The sequence below is a fragment of the Embleya sp. NBC_00888 genome, assembly GCF_045207655.1.
Taxonomy (GTDB): domain Bacteria; phylum Actinomycetota; class Actinomycetes; order Streptomycetales; family Streptomycetaceae; genus Embleya.
On the sequence record NZ_CP108785.1, the window covers coordinates 73,681 to 95,578 of the forward strand.

Annotated in this window: 13 protein-coding genes and 2 pseudogenes; 8 read left to right on the forward strand and 7 right to left on the reverse strand. The window is 68.2% G+C overall.

What is annotated here, in order from left to right; translation table 11 throughout:
* Positions 1–157: 157 nt before the first annotated feature.
* Both OG948_RS34455 and OG948_RS34460 read right to left on the reverse strand, forming a co-directional pair.
* Entirely contained in the window at positions 158–1,732 is a 1,575-nt protein-coding gene (locus OG948_RS34455) for a Mu transposase C-terminal domain-containing protein (RefSeq protein WP_331768959.1), read from the reverse strand.
* Between the two features lie 179 nt (positions 1,733–1,911).
* Entirely contained in the window at positions 1,912–3,177 is a 1,266-nt protein-coding gene (locus OG948_RS34460) for an AAA family ATPase (RefSeq protein ID WP_406300419.1), read from the reverse strand.
* A gap of 592 nt (positions 3,178–3,769) precedes the next feature.
* Between OG948_RS34460 and OG948_RS34465 the strand changes: the two genes are divergently transcribed.
* Positions 3,770–4,408, forward strand: a complete 639-nt coding sequence (locus OG948_RS34465; RefSeq protein WP_331768961.1) for a hypothetical protein — start codon at positions 3,770–3,772, stop codon at positions 4,406–4,408.
* Positions 4,409–4,714: 306 nt separating this feature from the next.
* On the opposite strand, the gene OG948_RS34470 is transcribed toward OG948_RS34465, so the two are convergent.
* Positions 4,715–5,035 (reverse strand): hypothetical protein, encoded by a 321-nt coding sequence (locus tag OG948_RS34470; protein ID WP_406300420.1) that lies wholly within the window; start codon positions 5,033–5,035, stop codon positions 4,715–4,717.
* Between the two features lie 722 nt (positions 5,036–5,757).
* Between OG948_RS34470 and OG948_RS34475 the strand changes: the two genes are divergently transcribed.
* Positions 5,758–8,238 (forward strand): hypothetical protein, encoded by a 2,481-nt coding sequence (locus OG948_RS34475; protein ID WP_331768963.1) that lies wholly within the window; start codon positions 5,758–5,760, stop codon positions 8,236–8,238.
* Positions 8,239–8,286: 48 nt separating this feature from the next.
* Here the strand turns inward: OG948_RS34475 and OG948_RS34480 are convergent, their stop codons facing one another.
* The 3 genes and pseudogenes from OG948_RS34480 to OG948_RS34490 all read right to left on the reverse strand — a co-directional run bounded on the left by OG948_RS34480 (position 8,287) and on the right by OG948_RS34490 (position 11,415).
* Entirely contained in the window at positions 8,287–8,778 is a 492-nt protein-coding gene (locus OG948_RS34480; RefSeq protein WP_331768964.1) for a DUF6461 domain-containing protein, read from the reverse strand.
* A gap of 451 nt (positions 8,779–9,229) precedes the next feature.
* A pseudogene (locus tag OG948_RS34485) lies at positions 9,230–9,600 on the reverse strand (ISL3 family transposase); the annotation flags it as partial.
* Positions 9,601–11,277: 1,677 nt separating this feature from the next.
* Complete coding sequence (locus OG948_RS34490; protein WP_331768966.1) at positions 11,278–11,415, reverse strand: hypothetical protein; 138 nt, start codon at positions 11,413–11,415, stop codon at positions 11,278–11,280.
* Between the two features lie 18 nt (positions 11,416–11,433).
* On the opposite strand from OG948_RS34490, the pseudogene OG948_RS34495 reads away from it, so the two are divergent.
* Both OG948_RS34495 and OG948_RS34500 read left to right on the forward strand, forming a co-directional pair.
* Positions 11,434–11,676 (forward strand): annotated as a pseudogene (locus OG948_RS34495) (IS30 family transposase); the annotation flags it as partial.
* Complete coding sequence (locus OG948_RS34500; RefSeq protein ID WP_331768967.1) at positions 11,660–12,013, forward strand: IS3 family transposase; 354 nt, start codon at positions 11,660–11,662, stop codon at positions 12,011–12,013. The pseudogene OG948_RS34495 and the gene OG948_RS34500, both read left to right, overlap by 17 nt.
* Before the next feature lie 222 nt (positions 12,014–12,235).
* Here the strand turns inward: OG948_RS34500 and OG948_RS34505 are convergent, their stop codons facing one another.
* Positions 12,236–12,520 carry a hypothetical protein gene (locus OG948_RS34505; protein ID WP_331768968.1) on the reverse strand — a complete coding sequence of 95 codons (285 nt, stop codon included), beginning with the start codon at positions 12,518–12,520 and terminating at the stop codon, positions 12,236–12,238.
* 518 nt (positions 12,521–13,038) lie between these two features.
* Here OG948_RS34505 and OG948_RS34510 point away from each other — a divergent pair.
* The 4 genes from OG948_RS34510 to OG948_RS34525 all read left to right on the forward strand — a co-directional run bounded on the left by OG948_RS34510 (position 13,039) and on the right by OG948_RS34525 (position 21,699).
* Positions 13,039–15,417, forward strand: a complete 2,379-nt coding sequence (locus OG948_RS34510) for a hypothetical protein (protein WP_331768969.1) — start codon at positions 13,039–13,041, stop codon at positions 15,415–15,417.
* Positions 15,418–16,703: 1,286 nt separating this feature from the next.
* A complete protein-coding gene (locus tag OG948_RS34515; RefSeq protein WP_331768970.1) occupies positions 16,704–17,861 on the forward strand; it encodes a YbdK family carboxylate-amine ligase in 1,158 nt (385 codons plus the stop codon).
* Positions 17,849–19,633 (forward strand): N-acetylglutaminylglutamine amidotransferase, encoded by a 1,785-nt coding sequence (locus OG948_RS34520; protein WP_331768971.1) that lies wholly within the window; start codon positions 17,849–17,851, stop codon positions 19,631–19,633. The genes OG948_RS34515 and OG948_RS34520 overlap by 13 nt, the downstream gene beginning before the upstream one ends.
* Positions 19,634–19,638: 5 nt before the next feature.
* Positions 19,639–21,699 carry an alpha/beta fold hydrolase gene (locus OG948_RS34525; RefSeq protein ID WP_331768972.1) on the forward strand — a complete coding sequence of 687 codons (2,061 nt, stop codon included), beginning with the start codon at positions 19,639–19,641 and terminating at the stop codon, positions 21,697–21,699.
* Positions 21,700–21,898 lie beyond the last annotated feature (199 nt).

Genomic DNA, 21,898 nt, shown 5'->3' on the forward strand with positions numbered 1-21,898 from the left:
GCGCGGGTGTCACCAGACGTGCGTCGGGGAGAGCGACGTACTGGTCGGTGGGTGCGGGCGGCAGGTGGCGGGTCATCGGGGGTCCTCGCGGGCGGGGAGCGGTGGGTTCGGCTGGCCTGACGGGCCTGGTGGCCGTCTTCAGGACGTCGGGGGTGGCTCAGTCGGGCGGGGGCGGGGCGGGCGGGATCAGGTCGGGCAGCGCGAGCTTGCCGAGGTCGCCCTCGCGGTGCCGTGCCGGTTCCCGGGCGGCCTCGGGCGCGGTGATCGCGTCCAGGCGCTGCTGTGCGTCGGCGGGGGTGGACGTGGGGGCGAACCGGGTGTGGCGCAGTTGCTCGGCGGCTTTGGCCTCGGCGCGCAGGCGGCGGGCTCGGGAGGCTCGGGCGCGGCGCAGGGCGGCGCGTTGTTCGTCGGTGGCCTGGTCGGCCAGGTGCGCGGTGCCCAGGCGGCGGCCGTCGGGGGTGCAGACCTCGATCTCGTGGGTGTGGTGGGGCATGAACCGCACGGTGACCTCGCGGCCGGCCTGGCCGGTCATCCAGTCGGCGATGTAGTCGCGGTTGCGGAAGCCCACGCCGTGGCTGGTGATGACGCGGGTGCGGCCGTCGTCCTCGAGCGTGAAGGACCACACGTCCGCGGCCGGGATGTCGTTGAGCGGGGTGGGATCGGCCTGCCATGCCTTGAGCGGAGTGCTGCCGTGGAGGCTGTCCGGGTGGTGTTCGGTGTTCCACCAGTGCGCCCAGGCCGGCAGTTCGGCGGTGAAGTCGCGGAAGGACAGCGCGGGGCCTGTGGGTGTGCGGTCGGGTCGTCGGCGGGGCTGTTTGGGGGTGTGGCCGGGCAGGGCGGTGAACAGCATCCGCTCCACGCAGTGGTTGAGGTTCTCGATGCCGCCCTTCAGGTGTGGGCTGTAGGGCGGGAGCACGGTGATGTCGGCGTCCAGGGTTGTCAGCGCGGTGGTCACGGTGCGGGAGAGGAAGTCTCTGCCGCGGTCGAAGCGCACGTGTTCGGGCAGGCCGCCGAAGGGCCCGTAGGGGTCGGTGCGCACGATCGCGGAACGCAACGCGGCCAGGACCGAGGCCCGCGTCGGAGGGCCGGGCGTGACGGCGACACCGGTGACCGCTTTCGTCGCGCAGTCGATGAACCAGGTGATGTACGGGTGGACGAGGTCGCCGTCGGCGGTCACGCGCAGGGAGGCCTGGACGTGGTCGGCCTCCCAGGTGTGGTTGCGCCAGGTACGGGGTCGTTTGGCGAACACGTCCAGCGCCCGGGCGGCTTCGGGGCCCTTGCGGTGGCCGGCCCGCTCCCCCGCGGTCAGGTCCCGGCGGAGCCCGCGCAGGAACGTCGACAAGGACGGCACCGGATCCAGCACCGGCACGGCCGTCGGCGGTGCGCCGCCCGGGAGCGGCATCCCGCTCGGCGGGGGCGGTGGTGAGGCGGGCGAGGCGGCGTCGCCGGCCGGCGTCCCCGGACTGGTGGCCGTACGGGCGCGGGCGACGAGTTCGCGGTGGACCGCGGAGGCGTTGCCGTGCCAGTAGGCCAGCAACACCCGGATCTGAGGGGTGATCTCGAACCGGTCGCCATGGCGGGCGCCTGGGTGTGTGGCGGTTTCGGGTGTGGTGCCGGCGTCGGCCAGCCATCGCCACACCGTGCGCTCCGATACTCCCAGGCATTGCGCCGTCGTACGGACGTGGTTGGTGGTGAGCGCGCGTCGGGAACGCAGGCCCAGAAGGCTTCTCACGGCCGGCGCCCGCAAGGCCGTCCGCGAAACGGCGTCGAGCCCTGGTGCGGGGGCGGGGCGGGTCTCGTCGGCCGGCGGTTGGGTTTCGCTCGAGCCCATGTCTCGTCCTTCGATCGCGGGTGCGGTACGCGGCGCGGCGTGTCGTCACAAGGGCGGGCCCAGGCGGGAACAGGCCCAGGTCAGCAGGGTGTGGTCCACGTTCCTGCCGGGTTCGTGATGGCGGGCCGCATACAGGTGGGACGTGATCTTCGCCCAGGAACGGAAGTTCCCCCGCGCGTGCGCCTGGTCGGTGTGGAGCAGGTCCTCGTCGGCCACGGCATCCCACAACGGGTGGAACAGGCGCAGCACGCCCGGGACTTGAGACGTGTCCAACGGGGCACCTGCTGCCATGTCAGGACGCGGGAGGCCAGCGCGGGAGCCCGGGCGATGGTGCGCTCGGCACCCGCTCCACACAACACCAACGACGTCCGAGTGGTGGGGGCGTCCGCCAGGAGGCGCAGGTAGTCCAGCTCGGGAGCGGCGATGCGCTGGACATCGTCGACGATCAGGACGCCCGGCTCCTTCAGCGCGTCGACGAGCACGCGGTCGGCCGCGTCGGTGCGGTTCGTCAGGTGGGTGGCCGGCAGGCCGAACGCGGTGAGCAGCGCGGCGCGCAACTGGGGCAGCGCGGGTTTGACCGCCACCTGTGCTCGATGGACCGGGACCCGCCTCGGCAGCAGACGCAACGCCTGGTGAACGGCGACCGTCTTGCCGTGTCCGGGGTCGCCGTACACGCACACGATCCCGCGGGCGGCGACGGTATGGACGAGTGCTTCGGCGACCTGGCCGAGTTGGCGCGTCGACACCACGTGCGCGCCGGGCGCGTACAGCCGCACACCGTCATCGACGGGTTCCGGCCCCGCGATCGGATCGGTCCCCCGAACGGCTTCGGCGGCCGGGACCGGCGGTGCGGGCCGGCCCTGTTCGTCCACCGTTCCCGGAAGTGCCAGGTCGGCCAACGCGCGGTCGTAGCCGTCCACGGCCGACCCGTGGATCGGACGGGCGATCCCGAGCACACGTCCGGAGCGGAGATCACGACGGACCGCTTGATAGAGCGTCGTCAACGACACCATCGGCTTCGTGTTCGGCTCGTCCTCGACGAGGGTCGCGGCCCGATCGCTCATCCAGCGGTGCAGGGCTCTCACATTCCCGCCCAGGTCCGCCAGGCATGACCAGAGCGTGTCATCGAGAGTGAACCGGTCGCGTCCCGGCGGGTCCGCGCGGCCAGAGGCGCGCGCTGCCGCCAGCCAACGCCACACCGTGCGTTCCGACACCCCCACCGCCTCGGCGGCAACCGCCACGTGCGCGCGGGTGACACCACCCGCTTCCGCCACCGCGAGCAGACGCCGCACCACCATCGGCCGCATCACCACGGCCGCGCTCGGCAAACCAACAGAAGGATCCATCGACGACACGGACCGACTCTTCGTCATGCCGGCCAGCACATACCGCGCCCCGGATCCCGGACACAGGAATGGGCAACTCCATGACAGAACAACCCGCTTGTGTTAGGCACCCGACGTCAGTCGATGGTCACTCCCGTGACAGTCGAAACGATCACGGTCATCCACACCCCGACCAGCACACAAACACCCACACGACACCCGCACCCCACTGACGACCAACCACCGCCACCACAACGCACACTCACACGGCCGGCGCGTCGCCAGCCGGCTCCCTCGCCGGGCCCAGGCTCGTGTGGCCCTCTCTCGAGCGGATTCTGCGACTCACCGCCGAGCCCGACGAGATGCGCCCCGGCCCCGCCGGAAAAAGCGCCCGCGTCGCGAAGCGGCTGCTCGGGTCACGATCTGCCGTCGAAGCACTGGCCGCGCCGGCGCCGTGGGCGCTGCTGTCGCACTGGCTGCCCGGCCACAACCGCTCGGCCCTTCCAGCAGACAGTGCCCGGGAGCTCAAGTCCGGGGTGTTCCTGACGTGGGAAGCCATCGCCGCCGCTCCCGGCGACTGGGCCCAGGCAGAGTTGCGGGCGCGGATCGACGCGTGGAGCACCTGCGGGCTCCTGCGCCGCGGGCCGGTGCTCGGCTGCCGCGACTGCCCACGGGTCGAGTTCCGCCCCATCGCCGAAGTGGCGCAGCAGTACACCTCCGGCGCTGCGGCAGCAGCAACACGCTGGAGCAACCGCGGTGGAAGCCAGCCCGCAACGAGCCCACCTGGTTCTACGAACTACACCCGGCGATCACCGAGTCGATCGCCGAGGACGGCAACCACGACCTGCTCGCCACCCGGTTCCTCCGCTCGAAGGCCTGGGCCGGAGCCTGCCTCGTCACCGAGGAGTTCAAACTGGTCCAAGACGGCAAAGCCGTCGTGGGGTTCGACTTCGCCGCGACGACCGTCGAGGGACTCTTCCTGGGCGAGTCCAAGAAGAACGACTGCCTCGCCGACTCCGCGAAAGCGACCCTCACCGAGCTCGACAAGCTCCTGAACGGATGCCGCGCACTCGGCCGACGCACCTGGTCCTGGCCACCCCCAAGAGCGCCTGGAAGCAGGCGACCATCGACAAGCAACTCCGAGGCGACGCAGCGCACGGCGCCGGCAGCCCCCAACCACTACTCCTGGCAGGCCTGGGGTACCGACCCGAAGATCACGACCCTTGACGGCAAGCCATTCACCATGGACTGAACCGGCTCTGATGCCCCGGGCCGAGTCGGCCGAAGCCGGAGGCGGCCCGAGCACACGCACACCGGCAGCCGACGCGAGAAGGACCGACCGCAGGTGATCACCGCATCACATCAAGATCAGAATCCTTGAGGCGACCTCATCCTCCGTCACGGGTTTTCCCAACGGAACCGAAAATCCGTCCCAGAGCCTGCGAAGCCACAGGCCACAGGCCAGACAACGTCGAGCAACACAGCAGAACCCAGGAGGCATGCAGCCACAGCGTCCCGGGCACCGGCTGCAGCACGCAGTCGGGCACGTGCAGGCCGATCACGAACTCGATCGGGCCCACGCGTCGACGGCGGTGCCGATGACGATCCCGAGCGGTTCCGCGTCCGCGTGGCCCAGGTCGCGGCCGCGGTCGGCGGGGACGAAGCGGAAGCTGGCCTCGGCGGGGAACTTGGAGCCGACCGTGGCGAGTCCGTCGCCCAGCCACCGCCGACATGGTGAGTCCTGGGGCCCGGGCCGGGTCGCGGCCGCCCCGAACACCCGCCGACCGCCCACGCCCCGGCCGACCAACACGTTCGCCTCGTACTCGGCGCGTAGGTCCCGAGCACGCGTGCGCGTTCGCGGTGGGGAGGGGGGCGACATGCGAGATAGAGGTGGTCGGATCCGGTGATGTGTCCGAAGACCCACAGCGCGTCCTCTGCCCCATTCTCGCGTACCGGTCGGTTGCCCGCCCGAAGGAAGTGCAGCCACAAACCCGCAGCGGCCGATAGCCACACCACCTCCTCGAGGATCCTCTTATTTCAAGAAAAGGATGATTCTCGGAATGAATAGGAGGGTTCATGCACTCGGTGGCATCGGCCGGAACAGGCTCGACATCGGCGCGAAGTGACCTTGATGCCCTTGGTCCGTCTCGATAGTTTGCATAACACAGCCAACTGGTTGCTTAATGCGAAAATCGAAAGCGAGCCCGGCGTGCCGACCGCCCGAAAATATCGTCACAGAGGGATGGGACTACTCCTGTCCCTCCTGACAACGACCAGTCTTTTAGCGGCTCAACCTAGCTATGCATCCCTGCCTTCCGGAAGCCCTCCCACGACGCCTTCGGCCTCCGGCGCCCCGTCGCCCGCCTTGGCAACCGACCCTCCCCCACCGCCGACGCAGGAGTCCCGGGACTCCGGTCAGCCGGGTCGACACACACCGCCCCCCGGGCAACCACCCGCAACGATCCCGGCCGGAATGCCCCAGGATCCCTCGTCGGGAAACGACGGGGGTTCACCCCAGGCTCGCGAAACCGCCGAAGGCGGATGCCCCAACTCCGCGGAGCCCCGTGCCAGGGCTCGTGTTCAGGGGGACACGACATTCACGTGTTCGTATCGTTCGCCGAAATCGACCACGTTGACGAACCTTGCGATACCACCCATTCTTCCCTTCACGCCCCCGCCGGGAACACCAATCCGGACTACGGCACCTGCACTCCCCCGTACGACGGTAAAGACGACCACTTCGAGCGCTTCTCGTGGTGCGTACTCGGGGATTTCACACTGGTCACCTACGATGTCGAAACGGGAAAGGTGATCGGTACTGCAACAGCATTCCTCAGCCACGGCATATTGCTGGCCAAGAGCAGTGGCAAGATCTACAACGAGACGCGTTTGGACTTCATCAAGGTCGATGCCGCGATCGGCACGATGACCGTGGATATCAAGGCGGAGTGCACACCGTGCAATGTGGCAACTTCACCCATCCTCACCGCAGGAAACGGGATGCACCTGGAGTTCCACAACGACATCACGTGGATGCCCCCGCCGAGAGTGGCACAATCGGAACTCAAAATCAAAACCACCATCGAGGCCCACACTTCGGCACCGACCGCGCACGACCCCGTGGTCTATACCACCAATGACAGCCCGAGATGCGACACAGTGGTCACCAGTCAGGCCGGATGCACATTTCCGACCTACTACCCCACCGTGGACGTATCCAACGTCAGTGAATTCGGGTCCGCCGCCGCCATGATCAACTACTATCACATGTCGATGTGGAGGCCACCCGGTCTCAAGCTCGCGAACGACATGGGCCGCCCTCTGGAATGGAGCAGGGAACCCCTGTCCTACCGGTCCGCCAGTCAGCCGGACAGCCAGAAATCATGGAGCGGCAAGAACCGCGCCATCGTTTGCGGATCGTTGGTGAAGGATCCCAGCGTCACGTTTCCGGCGGGCTCCACGGATCTGGCCAGCTGCGATGAATTCCCTTTCGCTTCGAGCTATGAGAGCGCGGGCGGCGGAGGGTATCCGGAGCTCGAAAAGATCATCGACGGCCAAGAATGCAACGTCATGGTGGCGACGAAGAATGCCGCCGGTGAGTACACCGGCGTCAAATTGATCGGACTCGGCATATGGAAGGACGAAGTCCCCTGTGTGCGCGGCACGATACCGAATTCGCAGAACGGTGCCGTGGGTCGACAAACAGGCAGCACGTTCATCTCACGCGAACGACTCCTGAGAGGGGACAAATACTGGGTGGACGCGGCGCCCCCGGGGTGGTCGGGCTGCAGCAGTTACTGGGAACCCGTGCCCGTCGCCGCGTCCCGCCAGAACACCGCGGGGACGCGCAGCACGCTCGCGGTGTGCGGACCCCTGCGCGCAGCACTGGACGGGCCCGGGGTCACGAACATCGGATTTCCGACCGGCCAGAAGGACGCTCCGGACGGCGTCGGAAAATACGTCGACCTTCGCATGACCGGGCATTCCGAGATCACCGGTTCGATCTACTGGAGTCCCACCTCGGGGGCGCACTACATCGACGGAGCGATCCGAGAAAAGTGGCTTGCCCTCGGGGGCGTAAACGGCCTTGGATACCCGATCAACGATACTGCCCCACGAAACGGCGGAGTCGGGAAGTACAACGATTTTTCCAACGGCTCAATCTACTGGAATGCCGCCACCGGAGCGCACTCTCTGTCGGGTGCGGTACGTGATAAATACGTCGCTCTCGACAGGGAGACAACACTCGGCTACCCCACCATGGACGAAGCCACGACTCCCGACGGGAGCGGTCGTTTCGCCCACTTCTCGAAGGGGGGAAACTCGATCTATTGGACAAACTCCACCGGCGCGCATCAAATAGGTGGAGCCATCCGCGACAAGTGGGCAGCCCTGGGTTGGGAAACGAACGTCGGGTATCCCAGCACCGATGAAACCGGAACTTCCGACGGCCAGGGACGATTCAATCATTTTAGAAAATTGACCGCTGCCGCAGACGACGATTCCATTTACTGGCACCCGAAGGTGGGCGTCGGATACATACGGTCGACACTCCGGGACAAGTGGTTGACCTTCGGTGCCGAGCGGGCCAGTGGCTATCCCGTGGGGGACGCCACCGGTACCGGAGCCAGCGGGGGAATCGAGCAATACACGGCCGGTATCGACCAGCAAGGACAGGCTTACCTGCTCCTTAGATTTCTTTGGGGACCCTCCTCCGGCACCCACTTCGTGATCGCGTCGTGGCGAGCCTATACGGGCCCCAATACATGGATGGGGTTCCCCACCAAGGATCACGCGGCGGACCCGGGGATTCCGATCGGCAACCTCTACACCTTCCAAGCCTTTCAAGGCGGCTGTCTCGGTAAATACACGTATACCCCGGGTGGCCAGATAGATGCAGTCGCGGCATCCACCGGACGTTGCAGGCCGGATTACCGGCAGGTCACACCCGCGGAATGGATCAACAAAACACTGCGGGAGCAACTTGAAATCGCGCGCAACTCCGTGCCGTTGGAAAGCGTCCTCGGTCCGGACGGTCAGCTCTCCCCGGACAGACTTCGCGCAATGATGCCGGCGCAATAGCGACTGCCGTCTGCCGTGGGGGAACGAACACCTCCCCCACGGCAGACGTCATCTCGCAATACGCAGGGCAGGCAGGTCCCTCTCGACATCCGATCTCCTCAGGTCGAGGGACAGGATGTCTCGCGCCGCACGATAGAGATCGTTCAGGCCGCCGTCCCGGGCGACGCTCAGGGCTCGAATACGTCTCATAAACGGAGAGTCGAGCGCTGAAACCATCGCTCCCGGCATTCCTGGCTCGAAAGACGCCTCCACCTTTCCACGACGCGCGTAGGCGAAAGTCGTCAACGCTTCCGAGTTCCAGAAGAACAAAAGAGCCTGGCCCGACGCGGACAAGCGACTCAGATAGTCTCCCGCCAGTCCCGTGCAGCCGAAGGATTCCTGACAGAGGGTCCACCCGCCGGAGACGCCGACCCGCAGAATTTTCGAATCACCGTAAAGTACGGCATCGAGAGATTGCTCGTAGGTCATGAGCGACCGCTCTCCCGCTCCTCCACCGAGAACACGAAAGACATCCGCCGGGGAAAGCGAATCACTGAACATGACACACGCTTCCTCCCCGAATAAGGATTCCAAGTTGTCCGGATCCAAAGAAGACATAATATTCCGTCCGATCATTCCATAATGGCCAGAATCGGTTGATACGACACAAACCGCCCGACCTCTTCAATTTCTGCCCACGCTCGACATCGAATCGGAAGCGTTCACGACTCCGGAAGTCTACAATTTCCACGTACCAAACAGTCGGCAACCGTGGGCCGTGTACGGCGAGTCGATCGGCACGGCAAGCCACGTATTCGACAGGTCGATCGAGCACGTCCGGAAGTACGCGGCGCGGCGCACCCAAGGAGTCGTCGACCCGCAGGCCTCGCCACGCCGCCCCGGCCCACGAACCACGGCAACGCGCGACACTCGGCCGACCCGCGCACAGCCACCCCGCCGCCCTCCCGATCCCGAGGGCGGTCGCCCCACCCTTGCTCGACGGGGCATACGGGTGTGGCAGGTTGGACGCGCGGACGGATGCGATCCCTGCGGTGAGTTTGGTGTCGTGTCCGACGGTGGGCGTCAGCAGCCCGGCGAACTTCCCTATGTGGCCTGCGAGTTCAGTGACATCCGGGCATGCGGCCGTCAGTTCGATCGGTAGCTCGGCGTCCCTGTCGCGCAGGTTGGCGGGGCGGGTGAGCAGGAGCCGGGCGAAGCGCCGTGGGGTGGCGACGGGCCGGTTGCCCTCGGCGCGCCCCTGGGTGATGTCGCGGTAGAGGAGGTTGAGGCTTTTGGTGTAGCCCTGCTCCTGGATCTCGCGGAAGAGTTGTTGGAGGGGACGGCGGGGTCGGCGGCCCGGCGTGCGCGCAGGTGGTCGCGGTAGGCGAGGCCGCCGCCGAGAACGTCGCGTGGGCGAACCAGGCTTCGCCGGTGAAGGTCACGTCGTCGAACACGGCCCTGGTGGTGAACACCGCCCGATCGAACAAGGCCACGCCAAAGCGGGATGAGCGGTGCCGGGGTCTCGCAGGGCGGCGAGGATCTCGGCGAGCAGGGAGCCGGTGAATGTCGTACCGCGGTGGCCGACGGTGGCGCCCGTGGACAGGGTCGCCACGTGCGCGGCCCGATCGGCGGCCGCCGGATGGGCCAGGCACGACGTGTGCCCGGTGACATGGATCCCCCGGCACCCGACCGGGTCGACGACCGGACCCGCGCCCTCGGCGCAATGCGGCCACGGCGGCGGTGCGGGCGGAAGCAACGTCATGCACACCGAGACGACCCGGCGTGATCTCCCGGTTGCGCACCGCTGCTTGATCAACTCGTCGGCGGCCACCACCGTTCGTCGTGATCACCTCCACCGGCCGGGTCCGACTCCCCAGCCGCATAGCGCCCCTGTATGGCGTGGGTGAAACTCGGCGGCTCGTCCAGTCCTCGTGGGGCCGCTCGGTGAGGTTGCTCCACGGGAAGTGATCCCACCCGGCGTCGATGATCGGGTTGCTGTCGTGGGAGTGGCCTGCGAGGTTGCCTTTCAGCGCCCAGGTGGATCGTTCGGGATCGTTTGCGATCTCGAGCAGTAGGGAGGACACACTCTGTGGTCGTTGATCGTCACGAGGCTCTCCACCTCCGCGACGGAGACGACCGATGTGTGGAGGTCGGTGACGGGTAGTCCCGTATCAGCGCGGCGTCGGCGAAGCCGAACGACTCGGCAGTGACGACAAGCCCCAGGAATGGACGGTCCTGCGGGATATGCCGGAACGCTTCGTTGTCGGAGAGGATGAGTTTGCGGGTGGTGTCCAACTGACGGAACGCCTTGCCGAGACGGTCTTGCAACCGACGTGCGTCGAACTCCCGGCGTCGGCAGAAGAGGTAGCGGCGTACTTCGCCGGCACCGAGCGCGGACCGGTGTTCCCACCGGCGCACGACACCGACGTCGAAACGGCCGAACGCCTGCTTGGACGGGCTCTTCCCGAACTGCTGCGCCGCGTCTACACCGAGGTCGGCGACGGCGGCTTCGGCCCCGACTCCGAGCTGGTGTCCCTACGCCGCGGCAACCGCCTGCCGGGGGCCACTCGACTGGCGGTGCGTCCACGACGACCGCCGCTCGCATCGCCACTGGCCGCACTCGGCGCCGCCGCCCTCGTGGCTGCGGCCGGCCGACGGCGGCCGCTCGACGGAATGGCACCTTTCGCTCACCGCGATCGACAACCCCGTCCTGCTCTACGACGCCGACGCGTGGGAACCCGACCGGGGACAGAACACCCACGACGGCCTCCGCCACGCCATGCCACTGCGCCCTCGGCTGTCGATCTGAGCCAACGGAGGGCAGGTGTGGGACGACGTCCTCGCCGCCCTCTGATCCGCATCGGAGGTGCTCGAAAGCGCGGCGGCGGCAACCCCGGAACACGGGGTCCGGCGCGGCGTCGGGTGGTTCACGGTGGATGCCGCGACCATTGTGCTCGGTGATTCGGCTGGCTCGCGCCGGCTGTACGGCCTCGACCCGCGAGACCTGTTCCTCAAGTACGGCAATGCTCGCCACGCAAGACCGGTGTCCCGCCCTGCCGCTCAGAAAGGCGGGTCATCGTCACATCCGCGGATCCAGGGATCGACGAGCCTGTCCCTGGCGGCCAACAGGGCCGGGAAGTCCTGTTCCTCGGCCTGGAGTATCCGCTCCAGGATGCGGGGCAACCCGGCTTCGTCCACGACCTCCAACCATGGGATCTGTTCTTCGCCGACCCGCACAGCCCCTGGCAGCGCGGCACCAACGAGAACACGAACGGGCTGCTGCGACAGTACTTCCCGAAAGGAACGGATCTGTCCCGATGGACCGCCGACGAGATCAACGCGGTCGCCGCCACCCTCAACGACAGGCCTCGCAAGACCCTCGATTGGCGGACGCCCGTCGAAGCCCTCGATGATCAGCTAAAGTCGCCGGTCAGAGCCGGTGTTGCGACGACTGGTTGAACCCAAGCAGTACACGTCGATCAAACTGACAACGCGCCTTCTGCGCGCCGGAGTTGCCGCCTCGATGAGTTCGGTGGGCGACTCCTACGACAACGCCCTCGCCGAGAACCTGTGGAGCGTCATCAAGACCGAGTGCATCCGTGGCAGGGTCGCCGAGACCCGTGCCGAGGCCAACCTGGCGCTCTTCGCCTACATCGACGGCTGGTACAACCCCAAACGCATCCAAAAGCGTCTGGGATGGCTCAGCCCGGACGAATACGAGGAGAAGCACTACGCCGAACAAGCGACGGCCAACCAGGCAATCATCAAAACCCCGCAACCCGCCCTGACCAGCTAATCAACACCTCCCGCACAACGGGGGAAGCTCACTCGCGAGGTCGTACCACGACAAGCCGAGGACGTTGGACGCGTAGTCCTCTGCGGCCATCGGGGTTAGGCCAGCGTGGTGCAGGAGCGCTGAGGCGCGTGCCTCGTGCAGCAGTGAGGCAACGTCGCCGGGCCCGGTGGGCGGTCTTGATCTTCCACGCGGTGGTGCGCCAGGCAGTGGCGTGGTCGGGGCTCAGGGGCCGCGGGGGCTCGGTGACGCCGAGGGCATCGAGCGCGGCGGCAAGAGCGGGTCCATGTTCACATCCTCGCGCGTGGGGGCGTAGTGCACCGTCCCGGCGACGGCGCCCAGGTCGTCGTACGTCAGGTAGCACGCGAGTGCGACGACGTAGACGGCCAGCAGGATCAATCGGTAGGCAGCCGTGGAAGCCACCCCGACACCGCTGGCCGCCACCCAGGCCGCGTACATCAGGGTTTCGGACGTCTCGTGGTAGCGATTGCTGCAGTGCTTTTCCTGCACGACTGCCCGGACAACGGTGCGGGAAGTAGTGCGGGCCAAAGAGCCGGTCGGTTGCTGTGGCAGCTGATCCTGACGCCTGCTGCTTCACCCGTGCAGGAGCGGGTTTCGGGCGTGAACAGCCCTTTTCCACATACCAGTTCTCCGTCTGTCCTCAGCACGTACCGTGACTGGGTGGCCGTCCACTCGAAGGCACCTCGGCGGCCACGCACGAGCGCCTCGGAGAACCGAGTAAGGGCACCGCCGTGAACGACGCCACGAACCTCGCCTTCCATTCCTCCGCGTCACAGGCCGACGGTCACTCCGTGCACGTACACGGCGCGTTCAATCCCTTCGATCGAGGCACGTGGACATCGGAGCAACTACAACGAGGGCGGGCCGAATCCTCGCCGCGCCCAAAGCCATGCCGCAGGTCGAGCACGTGTACTTCGTGCCCGCCCGCTGGCTCCACCCGGCCGCGGCCGAGACAGCCTGCCCACAGCCGAAGAATGCCGACCGTCGGCGCTGCCCACCGTCCGGGAATGCCTCGTAGCGTCGACCCCGCCGTGCTGCCCTTTCTGGCGGACGTGGACGCTGGCCTCGACTACCTGCACTTCATGGAACGGGCCAGCGGCACCTCGGCTGTGGCCGAGTATGGACGCGGGATGCTCGGGCGTTTCGCGGGCCGTCGACGCGAACTGGGCGTCTTGTCCAACTGGCTTGACAACCCGAGCGCCCGTGGTCCGGCCGTGGTCACGGGCGCGCCGGGCTCCGGCAAATCGGCGCTGCTGGGTCTCCTCGTCTGTGCGGCCCACCCCGCTTTGCGCGAGGTGACCGAGGAGTTGTGGATGAGGGCGTCTCGGGTACCGCTCGCGGCCGTCACGGGCTTCGCCGCCGTCCACGCCCGTCAGCGTGACGTATCTGAAGTCTGCGACTCCATCGCCCGCCAACTGGACGTCGACGCGCGCTCCCCGGACCGGCTCCTCAAGACGCTGCGGAACAACGCGACACCGCCGGTCGTCGTCGTCGACGCCTTGGACGAGATGGTCCAAGGCTCCGAAGTCATGGACCGCCTGCTTCTCCCCTTGGCCCGCGACCGGCGGAACGACGGCCGTCCTCTGGCACGGGTTCTGGTCGCCACCCGACCATACTCGGCGTTCGAGCGTCTCTTCGACGCCGCGACCGCGAACGGGCTGTTGGTCGACCTCGATGACGTGCCGCAGGACGAGCTGGCAATGGACCTCAAGGACTACGTCACCGCGATCCTGCGCACAACACGCGAATTCCGCCATCGCGACTCCGTCGTCAAAACCTTCGCGCACGAACTTGCGTCAGTCCTGGTCAACCGTCACTCCGCGGAACTTCCCTGGGGAGCCTTTCTCGTCGCGGGTCTGTGCACGCGATCCTTCGTCAACTCCGGTGCGCACCTGGCCACCACGCGGCAGGAGGCGGCGGAAGCGGCACATCGAGTGCCGCAGGCCCCGCCCGAGTTCCTCGAGTTGTCGATGCGGTCGCAGCCGGAGCTCTTTTGGCTACGGCCCGTCCTCACCGCTCTGGGCACCGCTCACGGCCAGGGCATGCCCGTTTTTGCACTGATCCGCGTCGCGCCGCTCTTCGCCGCCGAGGGCACCGACGGTGACGTTCCGCTCGCTCCGTCAGCCGGCGCCATCCGGGAGACGCTGGAAGCGGCACGCTTCTATTTGCGATCGGTCACCGATGTCGACGGGACGCTGCTCCACCGTCTCTTCCACCAGTCGATCGCCGACTACCTGGTGGCCGACTTCGCACAGTCCGCCGGCGCCCGGGACTGGCGCCGGAGCCTGTTGGAGCGGCTGCTCTCTCCCCTGGGCCGCGCAGCGGCCCGTGAATGGGACGCGGTCGAGCCGTACGTCCTGCGGCACGGCATCGCTATCGCCCGGGATGCCGACCGGACGCGGGAACTGCTCGACGACCCCGAATTCCTCCTCAGAGCCGATCCCTGGGCGGCGCGCGAGGCCCTGGCCGAACTTTCCGAACCGCCAGGTCTGCCGCGACCGGTGCTGGAGCGGCTGCTCGACCGCAACCTTTCCGCCGATGACCGGCGTATGGCCGCGAGCCTGACGGCGCTCAGGAGCGGCGACCGCGCCCTCGCCCACCGCCTCGCCGTCCCCGTTCACGGTGCCGCCCTGTCCTGGCAGCCAAGGTGGACGACGATGTGCCCCACACGTCCCAAACGACTCCTCGCGTTGTCGGGGGATCTCCGGACCGAGTTGTTCGTCCTGTCCGCCGAACACGGCGACCACATCGTGTTCGAAGGCCGCACGGGACGGCGCACCGAACCCGAACCTCCACACCCCGTGACACTCGTGGACGCGCAGAGGTTCCTTCTGGCAGGACGCACGGTGGCACTGGTGAGGGACGACACCGGGCGCCACTGGATCCACGAGCCCGGAGCGCGACGCCTCATCGACGCGGGCAGAAACTTCGGGGGCCCGGCGCCGCTCCAAACGAGCCAGGAAACGTCCGGTCCCTGGGCGCACGCCTTGTTCAACGGGCACCTCGTTGTCTGCCGCGGTACCGCTGAGGGCTCCGTGATCGTGGAGAGCGCTGTCGACCGACACCTGCTCGCCCGTCAGGAACGAGTTCACAAGGGCCCGGTGACCGCCTTGACCATCCGGTACGGCGACTTCGGCCTGAGCGTGCTCACGGGCGGAAGGGATGCCACCGTGAAGTCGTGGAACCCGGCAACCGCTCTCGTCGAGCACATCCTGGTCCTGGACAGTCCGGTCCGAGCCCTCGACATCACCCCGGACGACCAGTTGTTCGTCGCCTCGGACCATGAGGTCACCGCCTTCCTGGGAGGGGCGGCCGAGGACCACTCGCCGGGCATGGCTGGTTCATGGGACGTTCACGGCTCTCCCATCGAAGACTCCGCCGACTGAGCGTCGGATGGGTAAGGGCGGCGTGGGCGGCATCGACGAGCCAGCGCGTGTTGGCGGTGCGCGTCATGGGCGCACAGGACAGGGATTGTCCAGGACGTCGTCGAGTCGGCGCGACGCTCCGCGACGATCAACACCATCGCCAGGGCGAACTGCCCCATGTCGGCCCGCGTCGACTCCCGTTCGCGTCAGCGGAGTCATGGTTCACGAGGCCACATCAGCCCGGTCCGGGTTCACTGGCCCTCCCGCGGGGGCGGGGTCCAGCGGCCCGAACCGATAGCGTCCGATCGCGAGGTGCCGCGGTCCCGCTCCGGGGCGGCGGTCCAGGGATCGACATCGCGCATCGTCTCCGCGAAGGGTCCTGGCTTCGGCGCATCGTGGCACCGCAGTTCCGGGGTCGCCGGGCGGCATCCGAGTGCGGCAAAGCACGACTCGATCGGGCTCAGTCTCCCCCGTAGGATGCGGGTCCACCCCGGCGCCCCCTCGCGGGCCGCACCGGCCTCGCCGGCACACACCGAAGACCCGCCCGACGACAAGCCCTCGGACGTGGAGGTGCCGGGCCAGGAACCTCAGTTGGGCAGGAAACGGTCTTGCGGTGATGGAAAGTCGGGCAGGGTGTCGCCGCACGGCAACGCGCACGGCGTGTCGGCGTGCAGGAAGTCCATCGGAACGATGTCCCCGGCGATGAATGTGGATGCGCCGGCGCACTACGCCGTAAGGACGTATTCGTCGAGGCCGTAGTGGTCATGATGGCCACGTCGACGGGCAGGCGGGCCGGGACTCGCCCGCCGGCATCTGCCCGACGTGACACTCGTCGGCATCCGGTCGAACGCACCCAACCACCCAGTCCCAGGCGCTGATGAACTTGGTTGGAGCAGGGCACGACCTGCACCTGAATCCCCCGAACTGCAAACCACCGGCGGCCCAACCAAATCTCACCCGTGAATGACCCACGGTGCTTCCACCTCGCGCCCCACTGCGCGTCGCAGCCCGTACACAAAGCACCTCCCGTCGCATGGCCCGGCACCCTCCGATCGGCCATCCCCCATTCGGGTGAGACCCACGCGCTTCGTCACCGAGCCGAGGAGCACCTCGCCCTGCGGCCCGCCCGGCGCTGCGGTGCAGGTCACACGGCTGGCGTGCGAGCGGGAGGCTTGTTTCCGTCGGATGCGGGCAGCAGGCGCCCACCACGAATCGCGCAACGCGAGCCCGGCGCGCGCGGACCCGCGGGGTTTATGAGGACACGACCGCGGTGAATCGTGCCGGTTATTGATGGCAAGGAGCTTCTGGTGCGTGTTTCGTTGGGAGTCGAAGAAGAATTCCATATCGTCGGAGCCGACAATCGAAGCCTGGTTCCGGAGGCGCCCGCCCTACTGGGGAAGTTGTCGAGCGACACCTACACCCAGGAGTTCCGGCGGTCCGTCATCGAGACGAACAGCGCCGTCCATCCGACGCTGGACGCGCTGCACCGCGACCTCAGCGAAACCCGTCGCACCCTCGCCGACGCGGCCGACGCCCTCGGTCTGGCCGTCGTGGCCGCCGGCACAGTGCCGCAGGCCTGCGTCGAGGACATCCAGGCCACCGACGAGCGCCGGTACACCGACATGGCCCGGGACTATCGGCTCGTCGCCGACGAGCAACTCATCTGCGGGGCCCAGGTCCATGTCGACGTGCCCGACCGGGACACGGCCGTGCGCGCGACGGCGCTCGTGTCACCGTGGCTTCCGGTGCTGCTCGCGCTCACGGCCAGTTCGCCGTTCTGGCTCGGCGCCGACACCGGATACGCCAGTTGGCGCACGCTGTTGTGGCAGCGCTGGCCCACGGCGGGACCCATCGGCCACTTCGCGTCGGCCGCCGCATACGACGAAGCCATCGCGGATCTCGTCCGGTCCGGGGTCATCAGCGATCCCGGCATGGCCTATTACGACGTCCGGCCGTCCGCTCGGCAGCGCACCCTGGAACTGCGCATCACCGACTCCTGCCCACGCGTGGAGACCGTCGTCCTGGTCGCGGGCCTGTTTCGCGCCCTCGTCGTCGACGCGTGCGAGGCGGTTCGCGAGGACCGCACCGACTGGCCGATCGCCCGCACCGAATGGCTGCGTGCGGCAACCTGGCGCGCGGCCCGCTCCGGACTCGAAGGTGCGCTGATCGATCCGCTCACCCACGAACCGGCGTCCGCCTCCGATGTCGTACACACCATGCTGACCCGACTGCGGCCCCGTCTGGAAGCCCTGAGCGACTGGACGACCGTGCACCTTCTGGCCCACGAACAACTCGCCCGCGGCAGTGAGGCCCATCGGCTGCGGCGCTACGCGCCCCGCGAGCGTTGGGCCGACGCCGTCGGCGATTTGATCGCCCTCACCCGCGGTGACCGCCCTCCGACCACACACCCGCGGCCCGGAACCCGAGCGACCACGAACCGAGGAGACAAGCAATGTGCGGCCTGAGCGGCGAGATACGATTCGACGGCACCAGACCCGACCTCGCCGGCGTCCAGCGCATGACCGACCGCCTGGCACCACGCGGCCCCGACGGCCGCGGCATGTGGTGCCAGGCCGCGATCGCACTCGGTCACCGCCGCCTTCAGGTGATCGACCTGTCCGAACGCGGCGCGCAACCGATGACCGACCCGGAGACGGGCCTGACCGGCGTGTTCAACGGCTGTATCTACAACTACCGCGAACTGCGGGACCGGTTGCGCGGTTTGGGCCACCGCTTCTTCTCCACCTCCGACACCGAGGTGGTCCTCAAGGCGTATCGCGAATGGGGCACCGATTGTGTCGAGCATCTGTACGGCATGTTCGCGTTCGCGATCGCCGAGCACGCGAGCGGTCGCCTCGTGCTGGCCCGCGACCGCCTGGGCATCAAACCGCTCTACCTGGCCCAGGAGCCCGGTCGCTTGCGATTCGCCTCGTCCCTGCCCGCACTGCTCGCCGGCGGCGGCGTCGACACCTCGATCGATCCCGTCGCCCTACACCAATACCTGAGCCTGCACGCCACCGTGGCAACGCCGCACACCATCCTGACGGGTGTGCGCAAGCTCGCCCCCGCCACGATCCGCGTCGTCGAGCCCGACGGCGAGTATCGCGACCACCGCTACTGGCAACCGGACTACACCCGCCGCGCCGAGCACGCCGGCATGAGCGCCGCCGACTGGCGCGACGTTCTCCTGGACTCGCTGCGAACGGCCGTACGACGACGCACCGTGGCCGACGTGCAGGTCGGCGTCCTGTTGTCCGGCGGCCTGGACTCCAGCCTGATCGTCGCGCTCCTCGCCGAAGCCGGCCAGGAAAACCTGGCCACCTTCAGCGTCGGCTTCGAATCCGAGGGCGGTCAAAACGGCGACGAATTCCACTACTCCGACCTCGTCGCCCAGCACTTCGACACCGATCACCACCAACTGCTCGTCCCGTCCGACCGCTTGTCCGCCGCCCTGGACGGTGCCATCGCCGCCATGAGCGAACCGATGGTCAGCCACGACGTCGTCGCGTTCCACCTGCTCTCCGAACAGGTCGCCAAATATGTCAAGGTGGTGCAGAGCGGGCAGGGTGCCGATGAGATCCTCGCGGGCTACCGCTGGTACCCCGACCTCGCCGCCGTACCGCGTGACCACGAACCGCAGACGTACGCCGACGTCTACTTCGACCGATCACACGCCGACCTGTCCCACATGGTGCAACCGCACATGATGGCCAACCACGACGTCTCGACCGAACTCGTCACCACCCACATGGCCACACCGGGCGCGGAGACCGCACTCGACGCGGCTCTGCGCCTGGACACGCACGTCATGATGGTCGACGACCCGGTCAAGCGCGTCGACAACATGACCGCCGACTGGGGCCTGGAAGCACGCGTCCCCTTCCTCGACCACGAATTCGTGGAGCTCGCCGCAGCCTGTCCGCCCGAACTCAAGCTCGCCCAAGGCGGCAAGGGCATCCTCAAGGACGCCGGGCGCCGCGTTCTTCCGGTCGAGGTCGTCGACCGGCCCAAGGGCTACTTCCCACTTCCCGCCATCACCCACATGGCGGGCCCCGTGCTCGCGCGGGTACGCGACGCGCTGTCCTCGCCCCAGGCCGTCGAACGCGGCATCTTCCGTCCCGAATTCGTAGCCGAGCTGCTGACCGCGCCCGACACCCATCGCGCCCGTCGCGGGGCGAACACGCTGTGGCAGGTGGCCCTGTTGGAGATGTGGCTCCAGACCCACGGAATCGAGTGAACACGATGCGCGACCCGCACCGGCCCCGCCCAGGCGAGCGGGGCGGCGACCGGCTTGCCGGGCACGCGCCCGTCGCCATGGCGTTGCCCGACGCGGCCGGGGCACGCGACACCGCTCACCGGTGGACGCGGGCGCACGCCTGCGGCGGCCCGTCAGGTGACCAGACCGGCGAACACGTGGCGTTCGTATGCGATCGGGCCGGGGTGCCCCAGGTGTGGACCGCGGCCGCCGACACCGACGAGCCGCACCTGCTCGACACCGGCTTTGACCCGGTGAACGAAGTGTCGTGGTCGCCGGACGGACGGTGGATCGCGTACACCGCGACCACCGGCGGGGGTGGACGCACGCGCGTGCTGTGCGTACGCCCGGACGGGTCGGGTCGCCGGGTGCTCGCCGACGCGCCCGCCGGCGGCTCCGCGTACCTGGGATGTTGGACACGCGACGGAAAGGCGGTAGCGGTCACCACCGAATCCGCCACCGCCGACACCCGGGCGGCCTCGTCCGCCTCGTCACCGGCCACGTCCCCCGGTGCCCGCCGCACCGGCGCACGACCGGAGCCCGGTCGGCTGATCCGGGCTCCCGCCGCCGAGCGGGGGGCAGGAGAACGAGCGGGTGAAAGCCTGTCGACCGCCTACCTCGTGGACCCCGACGGCGTCCGCTCGCCCACCCTGATCACCGCCGAGCAGAACGCGGCGACCCTGCGCGTATGCGACGTGTCGCCCGACGGACGTCTGGCCCTGCTGCACCGCGGGCCGCGCGGGCGGCGCGAAGCGGCGATCGTGTCCACGTCCCGCGCCGAATCGGTGTGCGTCCTGCGTGCGGCGGACGGAGACCCGTGGATCGGCCGGTTCGCCCCCGACGGCCGCACCCTGTGGCTGCGCAGCGACGCCGACCGGGAGTTCGCGGCTTTGCTCCGCGTCGAACTCACCGCCACCGGTTCGCTCGCCCGTACGCACGTCGCCGCCGCACGCGAGGACGCCGACCTGGAGTTGCTGTCGGTCTCCAACGACGGCCGGACGGCTGCACTGTCCTGGAACGAGGGTGGCCGCAGCGAAGCCGAGATCGTCACGCTGCGACGATCGGGGGCCGTCACGCGCCTTCGCACCCTGCCCCTGCCGCACGAAGTGATCACCCGACTGGCACCGGCCGGCACCAACGGTTGGTGGATCGCGCTCTCCGGGTCGCGGCGCCGCCCCGGCGTGTGGCGGCTTCGCGCAGACGCGCTCGGCCCCACCCGCACTCCGTGGTCCTCGCGCGGTGCCGACGTCACGGGGCACGGCACGGCGCCGGTCGTGCCCCAACCGGTGCGGGTGCGCTCCCGCGACGGTCTCTCCTCCACCGGCTGGTACTACCGCGCCCCGGACCGCGACGAGGCCGGCGCCGCGCCCTGCGTGGTGTCGCTCCACGGCGGTCCCGAAGAGGAAGCGCGGCCCGTCTTCGACGCCCTGCATCATCGCCTGCTCGCCCGCGGCATCGACGTGTTCACGCCGAACGTGCGAGGTTCCGCCGGAGCGGGCCGCCGCTTCGTCGACGCCGACCTCGGCCGCGGACGATTCCGCGCCTTCGACGATGTCGCCGACTGCGCGGCACACATCGTCCTGGCCGGATGGGCGGACCCCAACCGGCTTGCGGTGATGGGTCACTCGTACGGCGGATACCTCACCTTCGCCGCCCTGACCTGGTATCCGGAACTGTTTCGCACCGGCATCGCGATCTGCGGCATGTCGGATCTGACGACCTTCTTCGCAGGCACCGAGCCGTGGCTCGCTCGCTCGGCCGCCGTCAAGTACGGTCACCCGCGACACGACCGAGAGCTCCTGCGGGAACTGTCCCCGATGAACCGCCTCGACGCCCTGCGCGTGCCCTTTCTCGCCGTTCACGGCGAACACGACACCAACGTCCCGGCGGACGAATCCCGTCGGATCGTGCGTGCGGCGCGCGAACGCGGCATCCCCGCACGGATCCTGCTTCTCCCCGACGAGGGCCACGAGTTCCTGCACACGGACAGCCGCGTGCGCGCGGGCAACGCCATCGAACACTGGATGTCGCGCCACTTGACGGCCTGAACGCCACCCGGAACGTCACGTGAAGAAAGGTCGCGGGAACCGGCGTAGACAATCCTGATCACTGAACTAATGACTTCAGGAGACTGCGGCACTGAGCGCGAATCGACGACACTCTCGTAGCCGTCGTAGCCGTCGGAACCCATGACCTCCCGGCCCGGACTCGGCGCGGACCCAACGGGCGCATGCATCCATCAAAACG